The sequence below is a fragment of the Xanthomonas sp. NCPPB 2864 genome (assembly GCF_056675615.1).
Map to the genome: position 1 here is coordinate 24,779 of NZ_JBWWVS010000013.1, position 17,713 is coordinate 42,491.

General features: G+C 66.5%; 13 protein-coding genes. 5 read left to right on the forward strand and 8 right to left on the reverse strand.

Annotation, left to right across the window (positions count from 1 at the left end; all coding sequences use genetic code 11):
• Positions 1-7: 7 nt before the first annotated feature.
• From uxaC to AC1KVE_RS19325, 3 genes are read right to left on the reverse strand one after another with little or no spacing between them, the layout of a single operon-like run.
• On the reverse strand, positions 8-1,429 hold the full coding sequence (gene uxaC, locus AC1KVE_RS19315) for a glucuronate isomerase (protein ID WP_481092921.1): 1,422 nt from the start codon (positions 1,427-1,429) through the stop codon (positions 8-10).
• A gap of 43 nt (positions 1,430-1,472) precedes the next feature.
• Positions 1,473-2,459 (reverse strand): endo-1,4-beta-xylanase, encoded by a 987-nt coding sequence (locus AC1KVE_RS19320; protein ID WP_481092920.1) that lies wholly within the window; start codon positions 2,457-2,459, stop codon positions 1,473-1,475.
• A gap of 10 nt (positions 2,460-2,469) precedes the next feature.
• Positions 2,470-3,981: an MFS transporter gene (locus tag AC1KVE_RS19325; RefSeq protein ID WP_481092919.1), complete on the reverse strand. Its 1,512-nt coding sequence runs from the start codon at positions 3,979-3,981 to the stop codon at positions 2,470-2,472.
• A gap of 282 nt (positions 3,982-4,263) precedes the next feature.
• On the opposite strand from AC1KVE_RS19325, the gene AC1KVE_RS19330 reads away from it, so the two are divergent.
• From AC1KVE_RS19330 to AC1KVE_RS19345, 4 genes are all read left to right on the forward strand, one after another.
• Positions 4,264-7,206 carry a TonB-dependent receptor gene (locus AC1KVE_RS19330; RefSeq protein WP_481092918.1) on the forward strand — a complete coding sequence of 981 codons (2,943 nt, stop codon included), beginning with the start codon at positions 4,264-4,266 and terminating at the stop codon, positions 7,204-7,206.
• A gap of 99 nt (positions 7,207-7,305) precedes the next feature.
• Complete coding sequence (locus AC1KVE_RS19335) at positions 7,306-8,793, forward strand: MFS transporter (RefSeq protein ID WP_481092917.1); 1,488 nt, start codon at positions 7,306-7,308, stop codon at positions 8,791-8,793.
• 39 nt (positions 8,794-8,832) lie between these two features.
• Entirely contained in the window at positions 8,833-9,867 is a 1,035-nt protein-coding gene (locus AC1KVE_RS19340; RefSeq protein ID WP_456363004.1) for a glycoside hydrolase family 43 protein, read from the forward strand.
• Positions 9,868-10,213: 346 nt separating this feature from the next.
• Entirely contained in the window at positions 10,214-10,747 is a 534-nt protein-coding gene (locus AC1KVE_RS19345; protein WP_039513140.1) for a lipocalin family protein, read from the forward strand.
• Between the two features lie 83 nt (positions 10,748-10,830).
• Here AC1KVE_RS19345 and AC1KVE_RS19350 read toward each other — a convergent pair whose 3' ends face one another.
• Both AC1KVE_RS19350 and AC1KVE_RS19355 read right to left on the reverse strand, forming a co-directional pair.
• Positions 10,831-11,184: a ribonuclease E inhibitor RraB gene (locus tag AC1KVE_RS19350; RefSeq protein ID WP_039520877.1), complete on the reverse strand. Its 354-nt coding sequence runs from the start codon at positions 11,182-11,184 to the stop codon at positions 10,831-10,833.
• A gap of 189 nt (positions 11,185-11,373) precedes the next feature.
• Positions 11,374-11,946, reverse strand: a complete 573-nt coding sequence (locus tag AC1KVE_RS19355; protein ID WP_039527696.1) for a hypothetical protein — start codon at positions 11,944-11,946, stop codon at positions 11,374-11,376.
• Positions 11,947-12,102: 156 nt separating this feature from the next.
• On the opposite strand from AC1KVE_RS19355, the gene AC1KVE_RS19360 reads away from it, so the two are divergent.
• Positions 12,103-12,306, forward strand: a complete 204-nt coding sequence (locus tag AC1KVE_RS19360; RefSeq protein ID WP_039513143.1) for a YdcH family protein — start codon at positions 12,103-12,105, stop codon at positions 12,304-12,306.
• 416 nt (positions 12,307-12,722) lie between these two features.
• Here the strand turns inward: AC1KVE_RS19360 and AC1KVE_RS19365 are convergent, their stop codons facing one another.
• The 3 genes from AC1KVE_RS19365 to AC1KVE_RS19375 form a co-directional block, all read right to left on the reverse strand.
• Positions 12,723-13,703 carry a zinc-binding dehydrogenase gene (locus AC1KVE_RS19365; RefSeq protein WP_481092916.1) on the reverse strand — a complete coding sequence of 327 codons (981 nt, stop codon included), beginning with the start codon at positions 13,701-13,703 and terminating at the stop codon, positions 12,723-12,725.
• A gap of 327 nt (positions 13,704-14,030) precedes the next feature.
• Positions 14,031-16,700, reverse strand: coding sequence for a glycerol-3-phosphate 1-O-acyltransferase PlsB (gene plsB / locus AC1KVE_RS19370; RefSeq protein WP_481092915.1), 2,670 nt, complete (start codon positions 16,698-16,700; stop codon positions 14,031-14,033).
• On the reverse strand, positions 16,700-17,674 hold the full coding sequence (locus tag AC1KVE_RS19375; RefSeq protein WP_181098589.1) for a hypothetical protein: 975 nt from the start codon (positions 17,672-17,674) through the stop codon (positions 16,700-16,702). The genes plsB and AC1KVE_RS19375 overlap by 1 nt, the downstream gene beginning before the upstream one ends.
• Positions 17,675-17,713: the final 39 nt, after the last annotated feature.

Here is a 17,713-nt window from a genome sequence, read left to right on the forward strand (position 1 = left end):
CCCAGCCTCACAGCTTGTAGGCTTGCTTGGGCAGGCGATACGCCAGATCGATCGCAACCTCGGTCGCCTCGTCCTCGTCCAGCCTGTGCTCGGCGACCAGTTTGGCGAGAAAGGCGCTGTCCACGCGCCGCGCCACATCGTGCCGCGCCGGAATCGACAGGAAGGCGCGGGTATCGTCGTTGAAGCCCACGGTGTTGTAGAAGCCGGCGCTGGCCAGGGTCTGCTCGCGGAAGCGCCACATGCCTTCCGGCGCGTCATGAAACCACCATGCCGGCCCCAGCAGCAGCGAGGGGTAATGGCCGGCCAGTGGCGCGAGCTCGCGGCTGTAGCTGGTTTCGTCCAGCGTGAACACGATCAGGCGCAGGCGCGGGTCGTTGCCGAACCGGTCCAGCAAGGGCTTGAGCGCGTGCACGTAGTCGGTGCGCATCGGAATATCGGCGCCCTTGTCGCGCCCGAAGGTCTGGAACAACTGCCGGTTGTGATTGCGAAAGCAGCCCGGGTGCAACTGCATCACCAGGCCATCGTCCAGGCTCATCGCCGCCATCTCGGTCAGCACCTGCGCGCGGAATAGCTCGGCCTGCGCTGGTGTGGCGGCACCACGTACCACGGTGTCGAACAGGCGTTGCGCCTCGGCCGGCGACAGATCGGCGGTGGCCGCGCTGGGGTGGCCGTGGTCGGTCGAGGTGGCGCCGTGTGCGGCAAAGAAGGCGCGGCGCTGCCGGTGCGCACGCAGATAGCCTTGCCAGCTCAGCACATCCTCGCCGGTGAGCGCGCCGAACTGCTGCAGCGCACCGGTAAATTGCTCGTGTTCGGGGTCGACCACCGGGTCCGGGCGGTACGCGGTGAGCACGCGTCCCTTCCAGCCGCTGTCACGAATGGCCGCGTGGTGCTGCAGCGTGTCCAGCGGCGACTCTGTGGTGGCAATCACCTCGATGTTGAAGCGCTCGAACAGGGCACGCGGGCGGAATGCCGGCGTCTGCAGCGCAGCGGTGATGTGGTCGTAGTAATGATCGGCAGTGCCGGCATCCAGGCGGATGCGCAGATCGAACACCTCATGGAAGACATGATTCAACCACAATGCAGAGGGGGTGCCGCGCAGCAACGTGTAGTGCTCGGCGAACACGCGCCACGCTGCGCGCGGGTCCACCGCCGCGCGCGACCCATCCGCACGCGGAATGCCCAAGGCATCCAGTGCGACGCCCTGGCTGTAGAGCATGCGGAACACGTAGTGATCCGGCACCAGCAACAACGCGGTGGCATTGGCGAACGGCGCGTCGGTAGCGAACCACGCCGGGTCGGTATGGCCATGCGGGCTGATGATCGGCAGTGCGGCGATCTGCGCGTACAGGCGGCGCGCGATCGCACGCGTGCCGGGGTCGGCGGGCAACAGGCGGTCGGCGTGCAGGGTCAGCGGAATGGAGGTAGGCATCAGTCGGTCGCCGAACGGACAGGAGAAAGGCAGGGCACCGGGATCACCGCGCCGCACCGTGGCTGGCAACGTAATCGCGCAGCCAGGTCAGCGCCGGCCGCTCGGTGCCATCGGCGCGAATCAAATAGGCCGCTTCCTTGTCGCGCCACAGCCCGGGACGAAAGCCCCACAGCGTGATGCCGCGCACGCCGGGGTGCTCCCAGAACACCGGGAACACGCGTTGGTAGGCGGCCAGCTGCTGCGCATCGGTGGGCCCGTCCAGGTCGAACTCGGTGATGTAGATCGGCAAGCCGGTCGCGGCCAGTGCATCGAGATTGTCGCGGTGCACCGACATCGCCACATTCGGGGTGGTTTCGAAGGCATGCTCCTGCACGCCGATCGCATCGACCAGTTGCTCGCGCTGCAGCAGCTGCACGATCTGCAAATACTTTTGCGTGGCCTGGGGGCTGTTGGTGATGCTGTAGTCGTTGATCATCAGCCGCGCACGTGGAAAGTGCTGGCGCGCCAGCCGGAACGACTGCAGCACCCATTCCCAGCCGCTGGCGCCGTTGCCGCCGAGCGCCTGCAGATAATTGCCGCCGCCGGTGTCGTCCTTGCTGGGCGGGTCGTTGAGCGGCTCGTTGACCACTTCCAGCAGGTCGATATCTGGATAGCGCTGCGCCACCGCGGCAAACCACTGCTCGATCTCGCGGCGCTGCTCGGCCGGCCGCAACGACTTGATCCACTCCGGCTGCTGATTGCCCCACACCATCACGTGCATCTGGAACGGCATGCCGTTGGCCTTGGCCAGCCGGTAGGCGGTATCCAGCCCGCTCCAGTCCATCTGGTCGCGCACCGCTTCCACGCTGCCCCACTTGCCGCTGTTTTCCGGCGTGAGCTTGTTCCAGTACTGCGCAAATCCCGGGGACTGTTGCGGACTGTAGGCGCTGCCCAGGAACTTGGGCGCGCCGGAAGCCAGCGGTGCGGCCTGCGCAAGCGTTGCGACGTTCGCCGCCAACAACAACCCGATTGCCAGTGTGCGTAATTGCATGATGATCCCCTCAGGAAGATGCGTTGGCGGTCGGTGCGGCGGCATCTGCCGGCAGCTGCGCCGGCGCCAAGCGTGGCACCAGCATGTGCACCACCGCCAGCGCCAGCAGATACGCCGAGCCTGCCATCAGAAACACCGGCACATAACTGCCGGTGGCCTGCAGCAGGAACCCGATGAAGGTGGCGATCAGCATGCCACCGACCGCGCCGGCAAAGCCGCCGATGCCGACCAAGGTGGCGACCGCGTGGCGTGGAAACATGTCCGATGGCAGCGTGAACAGATTGGCCGACCAACCCTGATGCGCGGCAGTGGCCAAACCGATCAAACCGACCGCCACCCATAGATTGTCCGCGCGTGCGGCGAACACGATCGGCACCACCGAGATTGCGCAGATCAGCATCGCGCTCTTGCGCGCGCGGTTGACGCTCCAGCCGCGCGCGATGAAGCGCCCGGCGACCCAGCCGCCGGCAATGCTGCCGATGTCGGCCAGCACGAAGATCACGATCAACGGCGCGCCCAGTTGCAACAGACTCAATCCGTATTCGGCATGCAGGAACTTGGGCAGCCAGAACAGGAAGAACCACCAGATCGGGTCGGTGATGAACTTGCCCAGCACGAACGCCCAGGCCTGCCGGTGCCGCAGCACCTGCAACCACGACAGACGCCGTTGCACTGGCTCGTGCGCATCGCTGCGGATATGCGCCAGCTCTGCCGCCGACAGGCCGGGTTGCTGCTCGGGCGGGTGATAGCTGAGCCACCACGCCAGCAGCCAGGTGGCGCTGAGCACGCCGGTGAACAGGAATGCCGCCTGCCAGCCCCAGGCGGTGGCGATCAGCGGCACCAGCAACGGCGCGACGATCGCACCGATGTTGGAGCCGGAATTGAAGATGCCGGTGGCCAGTGCGCGCTCGCGACGCGGGAACCATTCGGCCACCGTCTTCAATGCCGCAGGGAAATTGCCGGACTCGCCCAGCCCCAGAAAGAAGCGCGCAATCGCAAAGCCCACCACGCTGGTGGCCAGCGCATGCCCCATCGCCGCCAGGCTCCAGATGCCGATCGCCAGCGCGTAACCGACGCGCGTGCCGAAGCGGTCGATCACCGCACCGCTGCACAACAGGCCCAGCGCGTAGGCGGCCTGGAACGCGGTGACGATATAGCCGTACTGGATCTCGTTCCAGCCGATCTGCGTCTGCAGAAACGGCGCCAGCACGCCCAGCACCTGGCGGTCGACATAGTTGATGGTGGTGGCGGCAAGCAGCAGTGCGCAGACGCGCCAACGCATGCGGCCCAGGCGCGCCAGCGTGCCGGCAGGGGCTGCCGCTTGCGGCAACTCGCTCATGCGCGCGGGCGCCATAGCGCTGCTGGACCCAGCCTGCGATAGGCAGTCGCGCAACGGCCACTGCAATGCGCTGCCACATGTCGCGTGTGGCCCGGCCTCTGGTTGCCGCGTTCTTCGGTTCGATTCATCGAGCACTGCACCTGCACGAAGGTGGCCTTGCGCCACGGGTGATAGCGCTACCATTACCACGCTGCCGGGCAAAAACCATCGCGCAGTGCAACACGCCAGTGCGCCATATGCAGCCGGCACCATTCCGATCAGCGCCACTGTCGCAGCCGCCACGATGCCTTCCGTCGCCTATGCTGCCCTGCAGCGTGATGTTCTGAATTTGGTAGCGCTAACATCGGCCACCGCTGATCGCCCGTCTCCCCCATCGCACCATCGCCGCGCCGCTACCGGCAGCGGCACTCCCTGCGCAGGGGCGATGCGTGGGACATCTGCTCACCTGTTAGGGAAGGGATTACGGTGAAGAACAGCTACGCACAAACCGCGTTGTCCTGCGCGTTGGGGTCCATCCTGCTGGGCATGACCAGCACCGCCGCCTGGGCGCAGTCCAGCGACGCCGACAGCGCTGCCGCCACCGCACAACCGCCCACGGCCGCCGCTGCCAGCGGCGATGCGGTGACCCAGCTCGACACCGTCACCGTCTCCGGCTACCGGCGCAGCATCCAGTTTTCCACCGATGCAAAGCGCGACTCGGTGGGCTTTGCCGACACCGTGTTTGCCGAGGACATCGGCAAGTTCCCGGACATGAACATCGCCGAGTCGCTCAACCGCATCCCCGGCGTGCAGCTCTCGCGCGACGTCAATGGCGAGGGCCTCAACATCGCCATCCGCGGCCTGGGCACCAGCTTCACCAAGACCACGCTCAACGGCGCCAGCATCGCCACCGCCTCGATCGGCCTGAACGCGCAGAACCAGAACCGCGAAGTCGATCTGAACCTGTTTCCCACCGAGTTCTTCACCCAGCTCACGGTCAGCAAGACGCCCACCGCCAGCATGCTCGAAGGCGGCGTCTCCGGCGTGGTGGACATGCGCAGCGCGCGTCCGTTCGATCGCCCCGGCGTGCACTTCACCTATCAGGCCCAGGCGGACTGGAACAGCACCAGCGAAAAGACCACCCCGCGCGGCGCCTTCATGGGCAGCTGGACCAACGAGCAAGGCACCTTCGGCGCATTGCTGGGCGTGGCCTCGGTCCGCGGCAAGCTGGGCGTGCGCGGCTTCGAAAGCGTGGGCTGGACCAACCCCGGCCTCACCTACACCCAGTGCGGCCTCACCCCGCCTGCCGGCACCCCGGCCACCAATCAACCGGCCGCGTGCAACGTCAATGGTGGCGGCAACTGGCGCATTCCCGACCGCGTGCCGGCCACCGCCGGCAGCGGCCTGACCACCGGCGAGACCATCGATGCGGCCTGGCTGCTGGCGCGCAACCCGGGCCTGAGCATCGACCAGATCAGCGACGCGCTGATTCCGCGGCTGGGCCGCGGCGTCTACATGAATGGCGATCGCGACCGCGATGCCTCGGTGATGTCGCTGGAATGGCGCCCGTCCGACAGCATGCATTTCTACCTGGACACGCTGTATTCGGAAGCCAAGCGCACCACCGAGCGGATCAGCATGAATCTGATCGGCCGCAACGGCAACATGATCCCGCTGGGCATGCAGCTGGACCAGAACAACGTGGTCACCAGCGCCACGTTTGCCAATGCGCAGTACTTCCTGGAAGCGCGCCCGTACCGGGAAGAGGTCAAGTTCTGGAGCGTCAATCCGGGTGCCGAGCTGTTGTTCGGCGAGAACCAGGACATCAAGCTCAACGTGCAGGCCAATGCCACGCGCAGCTGGCTGGAGCGCGAGTCGCCCAGCATCCTGGTCACCTCGCCGTTCACCACCGTCGATTACCGCAACGAAGGCGGCGACCGCCCCTCGATCAGCAGCCCGCTCGATCTCAACGACCCCAATCTGGGCTGGGGCTGGAACGGCGGCCGGGTCAATATCCAGAACGAAAAACGCGTGACCGAAACCCGGGGCGCACGCGCCGACCTGCAGTTCGGCGAAGACAAGCGCAACATCAAGATCGGCGCCGCCTACGACCAGGCCGAGCGCACCATCCGTGGCTTCGACAACAGCATCGCCTGGGAGCAGGTGGTCTGCCGCGGTGGCGGCGGCAATGTCTGCAATGGCGGCCCCGGCTCGGCAATCCCGAATGCGGCGCTGGCCGGCTATCTGCGCCCCGGCCCGGATGGCTTCATCACCGCCGATTTCAACCGCTTCCTGGGCGACACCAATTACTACGCGCTGCGCGATTCCGCGCCGGAGACCAACTCCGCCAATACCGGCGCCTCGGCCGGCGGCATCCGCGAAAAGAACCTGGGCTTCTACATCGAAGCCAACGCGGAAACCGAAGTGTGGAACCGCACGCTGCGCTTCAATGCCGGCGTGCGCTACGTGACCACCGACCAGACCATCACCGGCCCGGTCACCATCAACGGCATCCGCCGCGTCCAGGTGCTGGATTCGGACTACAAGGAAACCCTGCCCTCGTTCAACGCCGCCTGGGACGTGGCTGACAACGTGGTGCTGCGCCTGTCCAGCTCGCGCACGCTCACCCGCCCCGACCCCAGCGCGATGCTGCCCAACACCAACTTCAGCGACCCCTCCGCGCAGACCGCAACCCAGGGCAATCCGAACCTGGCGCCGTACCTGTCCACCAACGTGGATTTCGGCGGCGAGTGGTACACCGGCGGCGAAGGCTATGTGGGCCTGACGTTGTTCAACAAGCGCATCAGCGGCTTCACCGTCAACGGCGTGCGGCGCATTCCCTTCAACGACCTGGGCGTGCCCTACGACAGCCTGCTGCCGATTCAGCAGGCCGGCCTGGACCAGCGCGGCGGCCCGAATGCGGCCACCGTGGATGTCCAGACCCAGGTCAACGCCGACGGCGTGCTCAACATCCGCGGCACCGAGGCGATCTGGGTGCAGCCGCTGGACCGGCTGGTCGACGGTCTGGGCTTCAGCGTGAACTACACCCATGTCACCCAATCCTCCGAAGGCGAAGGCATTCCGGCAGTGGCGGTCGGCGTCGCACCCAACCTGTGGAACGGCACCGTGTACTGGGAAAAGGACGCCGCCTCGGTGCGCCTGTCCTACACATGGAACGACGACATGGTGATCTCCGGCGCCAACCAGAACGGCATTCCCTACGCGCGCCTCAACGCCGATGCGCGCGGGCAGCTGGATCTGTCTGCCAGCTACACGCTGGAATCGCTGCCGTCCAAGCCGCAGATCACCCTCAACGTCACCAACCTCACCGACGAGCCGCTGCGCACCACCTACGCCTGGCCCAACGCCACCTACGATCTGTACGAGCCCGGGCGCACGGTCATGCTCGGCATCCGCGGTACCTTTTGAGTGCTGTGTTTGCCGGTCGCGATCACCTCCCATCGCGACCGGCAGCCTGGCGCGCGCCGCGGCGTTTTCCGCAGCACTCCCTGAGCCCCGCCCCACCTCATGAACGATCGCTCACAACAGCTCTCCTTGCGCGAAAAGATCGGCTACAGCCTGGGCGACCTGGCAGCCAACCTGATCTTCCAGACGCTGGTCACCTTCCTGGCGTTCTTCTATACCGATGTGTTCCGCATCCCGGCGAGTGTGGCCGCCACCCTGATCTTCGTGGTGGGCATGCTCGGCGCGTTCGTGTTCACGCCCATCATCGGCATCCTGGCCGACCGCACCCGCACGCGCTGGGGCAAGTTCCGCCCATGGATCCTGTGGACGGCAGTGCCGTTCGGTGCCTTGTCGCTGGCCGCGTTCAACACGCCTGCACTCGGCGAGCAGGGCAAGATCACCTACGCCTTCGCCACCTACACGCTGCTGATGCTGGTGTACGTGGCCAACAACCTGCCGTACTCGGCATTGAGCGGCGTGCTCACCGGCAGCATGGAGCAGCGCAATAGTTTGTCGGCGTACCGCTTCCTGGCGGTGACGTTTGCACAGTTCATTATCCAGGTGTTGTTGCTGCCGCTGGTGCTGATCCTGGGCAATGGCGACAAGGCACAGGGCTTTCGCAACACCATGGCGCTGTTCGCCGCCGTCGGCACGCTGTGCTTTCTGATCACCTTCTTCACCACCCGCGAGCGCGTGCTGCCGATCAGCGAACAACGCAGCAGCGTGCGCCAGGACCTCACCGATCTGGTCCGCAACAAACCCTGGCTGGTGATGCTGTCGCTGACCATCCTGGTCTTCATCAATCTCGCCATGAAGGGCGGGATGTACATCTACTACTTCAAGTACACCCTCGACGCGAACGCATTGACGCTGTTCCTCGACAACGCCGGCTTCAACCGCTTCATCGCTGCGATCAACAGCGCGCTTACCGGCGCCGGCCTGAGCGCGCTGCAATGGCCGCAGGACGCACCCACCTCGGCCTTCAGCGTGTTCAGCGCCGGCGGCATCCTGGCGATGATCGTGGGCATCGGCTTCTCCAAGCGGCTGGCCGATCGCTACGGCAAGCGCAACGTGTTCGGCGGCGCGCTGCTGATCTCCACGCTGTTCCTGCTGGCGTTCTACGTGTATCCACCGACTGCGATCGCCTGGGTGTTCGCCTCCTACGTGCTGCACGGCTTCTTCTACGGCATCACCATCCCGCTGCTGTGGGCGATGATCGCCGACGTGGCCGACTACTCGGAATGGAAGAATCACCGCCGCGCCACCGCGATCATTTTCTCGGCGATGCTGTGCGGCCTGAAGATCGGCCTGAGCGTCGGCGGCGCGCTGGTTGCCGGCATCCTGGCGTTCTATGGCTACGATGCCGCCCTGCCGCTGCAAAGCGATGCCGTGACAAACGGCATTCGCCTGGCCATCAGCGTGTATGCGTCTATCCCGTTCCTGCTCGGCACCGCGTTGCTTGCGCTGTACGAGATCGACAAGCCGCTGGAAACCCGCATCGAACACGAGCTGGGCCTGCGCCGACGCAGCGCCGCGCTCGCCACCAGTTGACGCCCTCCTCCTCCTCCCACCTCATGCACAGGTACGCGCATGTCCGATGAACTGCACACCGCTGCACTGCAGGCGCTGGCGCGCACCGCCATTTCCGCACCGCTGGTCACCCACCTCTATACCGCCGACCCTTCCGCACACGTGTTCGACGGCGCCTTGTACATCTACCCCTCGCACGACATCGATGCTGGCGTTGCCTTCAGCGACGATGGCTCGCACTTCGACATGGCCGACTACCACGTCTTCCGCATGGCCCATCCCGGTGCACCGGTGGAGGACCTCGGGCAGGTCCTGCACGTGCGCGACGTGCCGTGGGCACAGCGCCAGATGTGGGCGCCGGATGCCGCGCAGCGGGACGGCAAGACCTATCTGTATTTTCCCGCCAAGCGGGCCGACGGCATCTTCCAGATCGGCGTGGCGGTCGGCGATGGCCCGCAAGGCCCGTTCGTCGCCGCAGCCGAGCCCATCGCCGGCACCTACTCGATCGACCCGGCGGTATTTGCCGACCACGACGGCGCGCATTACCTGTACTTCGGCGGGATCTGGGGCGGCCAGCTGCAGCAGTACCGCGACAACGTCTATGCGCCGGACCATCAGGAACCGGGCGACGACGCGCCCGCACTCGGCCCGCGCGTCGCCCGCCTGCGCGAGGACATGACGCAACTGGCCGAACCCACCCGCGAGATCATCATCCTCGACGAACACGGCACACCATTACGTGCCGGCGACCATGCCCGCCGCTTCTTCGAAGGCCCCTGGGTCCACCACCACGCCGGCCGCTATTACCTGTCGTATTCCACCGGCGACACCCACCGCATCTGCTACGCCACCAGCGATACCCCGTACGGGCCATTCGCCTACCAGGGCGTACTGCTCGCACCGGTGGTCGGCTGGACCACGCATCACTCCATCTGCCTGTTCGACGGCCAGTGGTATCTGTTCTATCACGACGCCGTGCTGTCGGGCGGGCAGACGCATCTGCGCAGCATCAAGATGGCATCGCTGGAGCACGACGCGGATGGAAAGATCGCGACGATTTATCCGTATGGGGAAGACGCGGTATCGCCCTGGTGAATGCCGTCGGGCTACCGCCTGCCGGAACTCCGACCAGCCCGTCATGGCTCGACCGTCGGCGCTGAACGACACGTCCTGTCACCGCTGCGCTTTCAAAGCGCGCCGTAATCCTCGTGCGGCTGACCGTCGACCCGGCGCTCACCGCTCCGTGATCGCGCGTTTCCTGGCATGCGCAAGGCGTCGGCCTGGCGCTTCAACACCGCCATGACATGTCGAGCGTTACGGTCGTGCCGCTGGCACACCACGCCAGCGTGCACTCAGTCCGGAACTGCATCGCATGGGGTTGCATCCGGACGCACAGTAACGCCGTAGGCCTATCTACGGGTTCTTTCTGGTGGAGGTTGCCATGCGAGGTGGTTCGATGCTGTTGTTGCTGACGCTAGCGGTCTACGGGAGTGCAAGTGGGAGCGAGTCGCGTGCCGCCCTGCCCCGCGCAGACAGCGTCGACGTGCCGCGCTTCATGGGCGACTGGTACGTCATCGCGCATATTCCCACCCGGCCGGAGCGCAAGGCCTACGATGCCGTGGAGCGCTATGCGCTGCGGCCGGATGGCCGCATCCAGACCACCTTCACCTACCGCAAGGGCAGCTTCCAGGCGCCGCTCAAGTCCATGCACCCGATCGGCCAGGTGGCGAAGGAAGGCAATGGTGCGCTGTGGAGCATGCAGTTCTTCTGGCCGTTCAAGGCCGAATACGTGATCGCCTGGCGGGATGCGGAGTATGCGCAGACCATCGTGGCGCGCAGCAAGCGCGATTACGTTTGGTACATGGCGCGTACTCCGCAGGTCTCCGATGCCGACTATCAGCAGGCCGTCCAACGCATCGCCGCCATGGGCTATGACGTGTCGCAGCTGCGCCGCGTACCGCAGTCGCAGCGCTGATGCGGTAACGCGGTAACGCGGTGAGGGTGTAACGGGCTCAGCGATGCAGTGACTGCATCGCTGGCTCTCGCACACGGGCTGCGTCAGGCGTCCTTGTCATCCACGGAAAACTCCCAGCCGTCATTCAGGCCACCCAGGGGCTTGGCCTCCACGGCCAGCTCCTCCTCGAATGCCGAAATCGCTTTGTGCGACGGCACCATGGTCGGATATACCGTCACGTCCATCGGAAAAGCGGTGTTTTCCGGATAGTGGCAGCAACGCACCTTTTGCTCGAAGCGCAGCAGCATCACCGAGAACTCCAAGGCCGATTCCTTCGTGGGGAAGACCACGGAGAACGCAATCTCGCGCGGCTTCGACAGGTCCACGCCTTGCTGGGCAATGTGCCAGAGGGTGTCGCCGTTATCGTCGTTGGGATACAGGTCCGGATGTCGTTGCATGTGAGCTTCGGTTTTTGGCGGCCGGTGGCCGGGGAATAGCGCTGGCGCTGATTGTGCGCTCTGATCGCGTGTCGCCAGGATCCAGACCTCGGCTGCTGGAGCCTACCGTCTCCCGGTGTTCGAGGTGCCTGCTCAGGCAATGAACCTGCTACGCAGATGGCCGCACGATGTGCGACCACCTCGGGCAATTCACGGCAGCCAAACCAGATTCATCAGCTGCGGATCCGCGGTGACCTTGACCAGCTTGCCGCTGGGGCCGAACTGCACCTGGTACTCGGAGAAGCTGTCGCGCCAGTAGCGCCACAGCGAGGCGTCCAGATTCGGGTTCTCGCTGCTGATCGGGTAGCCGACGGCCATCAGCACCTGTTCGCGGGTCATGCCGCCGGTGAGCTTGCCGTCATTGATGGCCTGGCGGATCTTGGGCGGGAAGGTGGCCAGTTTGAGCTTGGGGTCGGCGGTGACGACATAGCGGGCGGCGAAGGCGGTGTTGTCCAGGTCGCGGCTGTAATCGTTGCCGATGGACTGCTTTTCGCCGGCGATCTTGAGGTTGACGCGGTTGCGACCGAAGCCGGTGACGCTGACCGGGGTGCCTACGGGAAGCATGCGCTTGCCGTCTTCGGCGTAGTTGCTGTCGCTGATCCAGCTGCCGTCGGTGCGCAGGTTGCAGCACAAAAAGCCGTCGTACTTGGCGACGTCGGCGGCGCTGGCCAGGTTGGCGGCGGTGAGCAGGCTCAGGGCCAGCAGGGAAGAACGCAAACGCATCGTAAAGACTCCTTTCTCGACGGCCATGGCCGCGCGGCAATGATGGGATCAGGCGCGCCGCCGTTTCCCCAACGGCGCGCAGGCATTGTCGCAGCCCCGGGCGGCTTGGCAAGCACGGGTGACGCGGCCGGCCCGTGGTTGTGTATGCTCGGAGCCGTGGAAACTCTCTCACCCGCCGAGATCGCCGAGCAGATCGCCGAGTTGCGACGCGCCCACCGCGCGTTGGACGAGGAGATCCAGCGCGTGCCCGCCAACATGGAGGACGAGCTGCAGATGAAGCGCCTGAAGAAGCGCAAGCTGCATCTCAAGGACTGCATCACGCGGCTGGAAATGGAGCTGGTGCCTGACGAGCCGGCGTGAGGTTGGTGCGTGCGGCCGCCTGGGTTTGCTTTGCGGCAGTGGATATCAAGGTCGCGGTGACAGGAAGTTGAGTCAGTTGATGACGCAGGCAGGGTTTTATCGGCATGGCGCCGGCTCGAGCTGAGGCGTGTCGCGTTGGTCGCTTGGGCCACACCCTCACCCCAATCCCGCTGCGCGCCCCAGCCCACGTCTTGCGACGCGGGCGCTCAAAGGCACGCGCGCCAGTGGCGCGCAAGCGGTGCGGCTTCGCCCCGAGGGGAGAGGGGCTTGATATACCGGTCTTGGAGAATTGTCGATCTCTTCGGCCGATCTGGGCAACGGATCCCGGCGCTTGTTCGCGTCAGCGGACGTGCAAGCGCCTCACCGCTTTTGCGCGTCAGGCGCCGACTGTCGTAAGACGACCCGGGCCGCCGTCCTCAGCCTGCGCGCAGCAGGATCTTGCCACGGCGGCCCGGTTCGGCGCTTGCCGCGGCCGCCTTGGCTGCATCTTCCAGATCGAATACCGCTTCCACCGGCAGAGCCAGGCTGCCATCGACGGCGGCCTTGAGCAGTTCGCCGATCATGCGGCGCTTGTCCTCGGGCTTGGTGGCGGCCATGACCTTGCTGCCCCAGAAGCCGCGCACGCTGGCCTGCTTGAAGATCACATCGCCGCTGGAAATCTGCAGCGGCTCGCCGGTCATCGAGCCGAACGAGATCAGCTCGCCGCCCTCGGCAAGCAGCCCCATCAGGTCGCCGGCCGCGCTGCCGGCGACAGAGTCGATTGCGCGCACGATCGGCGCCTCGCCGACCAGCGCGCGCACGCTGTCCTGCCAGCCCTCCCGGGCGGTGGAGACCGCGTTGCCAATGCCCAGGGCCTGCAGCTCGTCCACGCCGGCGTCGCGGCGCACCAGATTGACCACGTTGATGCCGCGCGCGGCGGCGAGCATGGCGACGGTCTTGCCGACCGCACCATTGGCGGTGTTCTGCACAATCCAGTCACCCTTTTCGACCTGCAGGAACTCGATCAGCATCAGCGCGCTCAGCGGCATGGCGATCAACTGGCAACCGCGGTCGTCGTCCAGCGCGTCGGACAGCGGCACCACGCCGGACGCGTCGGCCAGGAAAAACTCCGCCCAGCTCTCGTGCACGCCGGCGGCGACCACGCGCTGGCCGGTCTGCAGGCCCTGTACGCCTTCGCCGAGGGCGTCGATCACGCCAGCCGCTTCGCTGCCGCCGATTGCGGGAAGCGCGGGCTTGTAGCCGTAATTGCCGCGCACCGTCCACAGGTCGTGGTTGTGGATCGGCGAGCGACGCATGGCGATGCGCACCTGGCCCTTGCCGGGCTGCGGGGTGGGCCGTTGACCGAGTTCAAGCACCTTGGCCGGGTCGCCGAATTGGGTGTGGATGGCTGCGCGCATGGAAGTCTCCTGCCGGGCACGCCTGTGATCCAACGCACCCGATCGTAATGAAAGGTGGCGCGATGCTATCGGCACGGCTGCAAGAGGCGGATGAAACGAACGGAACTGTTGTGTGAAGTTGCGGGCGTTGGTGAACAACGCCGCGAGTGACTCTGGTCAGCTGCAGCGCCGGATAATCTGCGTGCTGACCGACCCGCATCCGCCCTTCGGGCACCTTCTCCCTGTGCGAGAAGGGAAGCATGGTGCGCATCTGCGCTTTCCCGCGGGTGCGCTGCCATTGCCCGGCACCACCTACCGCAGGGAGAGGCTGGCGTTTGTACTGCCGCCTTACTCGACCGGCGGCAGCACCACGTCCGGCTTGACCGCCTCGGGGCTGACCCGCTCGATGGTATGGCGCAATTCGCGGCCAAGGATGAACTTGGCGTCCTTGGCCCAGGCATCCAGGCGCTCGTCGAACAGCAGCTTGCTGTTCTCGTCCGGCCACACCAGGCGCAGCTCGCGCAGTTTCTGGATGAAGCTGCGGAACAGGGTCTTGTCGAAGAACTCCGGGGCGGCCGGGGCATACAACAGGCTCAGGCGTTGCGCGGCCTGCTGGCACAGGCTTTCCAGTTCACCGGCACCGAGCACGCCGGGGCCGTTCTTCACCAGCACCGAGATGGCGATGTAATAGCGCTCGAAGGCCTGCTGCAGCGAATGGCCGATCGCACGCAGGCGGAACACCTCGTCGGTCTGCCCGGTGTTGCGGGTAAGGATGCCGCCATCGTCATCGGTGACGTTGAGCAGCAGGCCTTCGCGCACGAACATGTCGATGGTCTGCTCGATACGCTCGGCAAAGCGGTCCTCGCTCCACGGCAGGAACAACTCCGCCTGCAGGAACGGGTACACGGTGCGCCCCAGGCGCAACAGACCGGCACGGCTCATGCGGCGGTTGTTCTGGAAGCAGCACGCCACCCACGAGGAGGCGGTGAACAGGTGCAGCACGTTGTTGCGGAAGTAGCTCAGCAACACCGCAGTGTCGCCGCTGACGCTCAGCACATCGCCCAGCGGATGCGACACGCGCGTGAGCACGTTGATCTCTTCGGCGTGGGTGATGATGCGCGCCGGGGTGTGCGGGGTGACGGTGACACGGTCCGAATACGGCATCTCCGCCAGCAGCTTCTTGCACAGCTCGATCTGCGCGATCAGGTCGGCCTCGCCCATCGCGTGCTTGGGCGTGGACAGCAGCGCCAGCGCCAGCAGGTTGATCGGATTGACGTCGGCGGCGCAGTTGATGCGGGTCTGGATCTGGGTGGACAGCGTGTCCACCGCCGGTGCCAGCCAGGTGGGCTTTTCGTCGTCGGGCAGCGGTTGGCCGTCCCAGTCGGGCGCGTGCTTGGCCAGCACGTCGTTGAGCGCGATCGGCTCGCCGAAGTTCACCACCACCTGGCCGTAGTTCTGCTTGAGCACCTTGGGAATGGACCACAGCAGGCCCCAGATGGATTCCTTCTCCTTGGGCCGGCCGGTGAGCTCGTCAAGGTAGCTGTTGCCTTCCATCAGCTTTTCGTAGCCGATGTAGACCGGCTGGAACAGCACCGGCTTGCGCGGCTGGCGCAGGTAGGCGCGCAGCGTCATCGCGATCATGCCGCCCTTGGGCTGCAGCAGGCGCCCGGTGCGCGAGCGCCCGCCTTCGACGAAGTATTCGATCGAGTAACCGCCGGCCACCAGCTGGGCGACGTACTCGCTGAGCACCGCCGAATACAGCGCATTGCCCTTGATCGAGCGGCGGATGAAGAACGCGCCGCCCTTGCGCAGCAGCGTGCCGACCACCGGCAGGTTGAGGTTGATGCCGGCCACGATGTGCGGCGGCACGATACCGCGTTCGTACAGCAGGTAGCTCAGCAGCAGGTAATCCATGTGGCTGCGGTGGCTGGGCACGTAGACCACCTCGTGCCCGGGCGCGGCCTGCTTGAGCTTGTCCAGGTGATGCACCAGCACGCCGGCGTAGATGCGGTTCCACACGTGGGTCAGCAGGAAGCTGGCCGAGCGCACCACCGGGCTGGAATAGTCGGCGGCGATCTCCCAGGCGTAGGCATGCGCCTTGCGCCAGGCATCGACCGGCTTGGAGTTGTCGCGCTTGGCCTGGGTGGCGATGGCCTCGCGCACCGAGTCGGCCGCCAGCACCTGGTCCACCAGCAGGCGACGGGTGGACAGGTCCGGCCCGATCACCGCCTCGCGGATGCGCCGGAAGTGGGTGCGCAGCACGCGCTGCAGCTTGCGCAGGGTGCGCTCGGGCGGCAGGCCCTCGGCCATGGTCTGGCGCAGCGAGATCGGCGGAGCGAAGCGCACGATGGTGGTGCGGCCGTTGAGCAGCACCGCCAGCAGGCGCCGGAAGCGGCCGACCAGCGCCCAGTTTTCCGAGAACAGCACCGCAAACCAGCCGCTCTGCTTGTCCGGCGCGCGGCCGACGAAGATCGACACCGGCACCAGGTGCACGTCCAGGTCGGCGCGCACGCGATGCGCCTGCAGCAGCTTGGCCAGCGAATCCGAATGGGTCTTGCCGCCGCGTTGCTCGGGGATCAGCGAATTGCTGCTGCTGCGCCGCGACAGCGCCAGGTAGGCGCGCTTGCGCTGCAGCGGGTCGCCCGGCAGCGGCACCAGTGGCGAGGGCAGCCCGGCCTCGCGGCAGGCCTTGTCCAGGATCAGCGCGCTGGACAGGCCGTAGTCCTCCAGCACGTAGACCACCGGCGTGCCGTCGTCGTAGCGGCTCGGCTGGTCCGGTTCGATGGTCAGGCTCAGCCAGGGGTCGGCCAGGCGGCCGAGCAGGCGCGCCCACCACGGGCGTTTGGCGCTGCGGGCAGCGGCGACGGCGGGCGCGATCGACGGCGCAGCGTCCGGCGGAACCGGAACGGCGGTCGGCAATGCGGCGGCCGTGGCACCGAGATCGGTGGCGGCAGCGCTGGGCGGGGCGGGCTGGCCGTCCGGGAACGGCAGGGGATTCTGTTCTGGCATCACGGTCATTATCGCCCAGCCGGGCGTTGCCCGGTGGCGGCGGGCGTGGCGGGCGCGGCCGCCGGGGTGTCAGGCCTTGCAGCGGCGTCGGGTGCGGGCGCCGCCGGCGCAGCGCCGAGCAGCGCCTGCACCTCGTCCTGGGTCTGCTGCTGGTACCAGTGGCCGTCGCGCTTGATCAGGGCGATGCTCAGGTCGATGTCGTGTGCGGCCAGCGGATAGCGCAGCCGCACCTGGGCGCGGTCGCCGTCCTGCTTGATCAAGCCGGTGCGCAGCGCATCCAGGCTGCTGTCCAGCGACAGGCCGTAACGCTCCAGCACCTGCTTGGCCGCGGCCCAGAACGGCCCGAGCCGGCGCAGGCTCTCTTCCATCCCCAAGCGCTGCAGATCGGCGTCCGAGCCGATGCCGGTGGCGCGGGCGGCGGTCACCAGGTCGGCGATGCTGGCCTTGGCACGCGCGCGGTCGGCCAGCGGCGCGGTGGCCGCCCAGGCGCTCAGGGCATCGACCAGCTGCACGTAATGGGCGCGCTGCTCGGGCTGGTAGTCGCTGCGGCTGCGCAGGTATTGCACGCCGAACTGGCCCAGCGACTGCGCGGCCTGGCGGATGCCCTGCGACTGGCCGGCCAGCTGTGCATCGAAGGCCTGCTGCAGCTGGCGCTCGGCGCCGGGCGCCGACAAAGTGCCGAGCAGGCTGCCGACCTCGTTGGGCAGCGGTAGCTCGGTCAGCGGCCAACGGCTGGCGCCGCTGCGCCAGGCCGCCTCCAGCTGGGTGTATTGCGCAGGTGTGACCCGGATCCGCGCATAGGCGACCAGGTCGTTGCGCCGCAAGGGCAGGGTCATCGACTGCATCGCTGCGGCTGGCTCGGCGCTGGCGCCCGGCAAGGCGGCGGTCTTGTCAGCGCGCTGGCAGCTGCCCAGGCACAGCGCTGCCAGCAGCACCCACGCGATGGACTGGAACCGGCCGGCGCGGACGGTAGATGGCGACATGCGCACGCTGTTCCCCTGATCGATCGGCGCATCTTGCTG

Excerpts from the sequence above, each read along its gene's own strand:
- uxaC (WP_481092921.1), bottom strand. The coding sequence starts at position 1,429 with ATGCCTACCTCCATTCCGCTGACCCTGCACGCCGACCGCCTGTTGCCC.
- AC1KVE_RS19320 (WP_481092920.1), bottom strand. The coding sequence starts at position 2,459 with ATGCAATTACGCACACTGGCAATCGGGTTGTTGTTGGCGGCGAACGTC.
- AC1KVE_RS19325 (WP_481092919.1), bottom strand. The coding sequence starts at position 3,981 with ATGGTAGCGCTATCACCCGTGGCGCAAGGCCACCTTCGTGCAGGTGCA.
- AC1KVE_RS19335 (WP_481092917.1), top strand. The coding sequence starts at position 7,306 with ATGAACGATCGCTCACAACAGCTCTCCTTGCGCGAAAAGATCGGCTAC.
- AC1KVE_RS19340 (WP_456363004.1), top strand. The coding sequence starts at position 8,833 with ATGTCCGATGAACTGCACACCGCTGCACTGCAGGCGCTGGCGCGCACC.
- AC1KVE_RS19345 (WP_039513140.1), top strand. The coding sequence starts at position 10,214 with ATGCGAGGTGGTTCGATGCTGTTGTTGCTGACGCTAGCGGTCTACGGG.
- AC1KVE_RS19350 (WP_039520877.1), bottom strand. The coding sequence starts at position 11,184 with ATGCAACGACATCCGGACCTGTATCCCAACGACGATAACGGCGACACC.
- AC1KVE_RS19355 (WP_039527696.1), bottom strand. The coding sequence starts at position 11,946 with ATGCGTTTGCGTTCTTCCCTGCTGGCCCTGAGCCTGCTCACCGCCGCC.
- AC1KVE_RS19365 (WP_481092916.1), bottom strand. The coding sequence starts at position 13,703 with ATGCGCGCAGCCATCCACACCCAATTCGGCGACCCGGCCAAGGTGCTT.
- plsB (WP_481092915.1), bottom strand. The coding sequence starts at position 16,700 with ATGACCGTGATGCCAGAACAGAATCCCCTGCCGTTCCCGGACGGCCAG.
- AC1KVE_RS19375 (WP_181098589.1), bottom strand. The coding sequence starts at position 17,674 with ATGTCGCCATCTACCGTCCGCGCCGGCCGGTTCCAGTCCATCGCGTGG.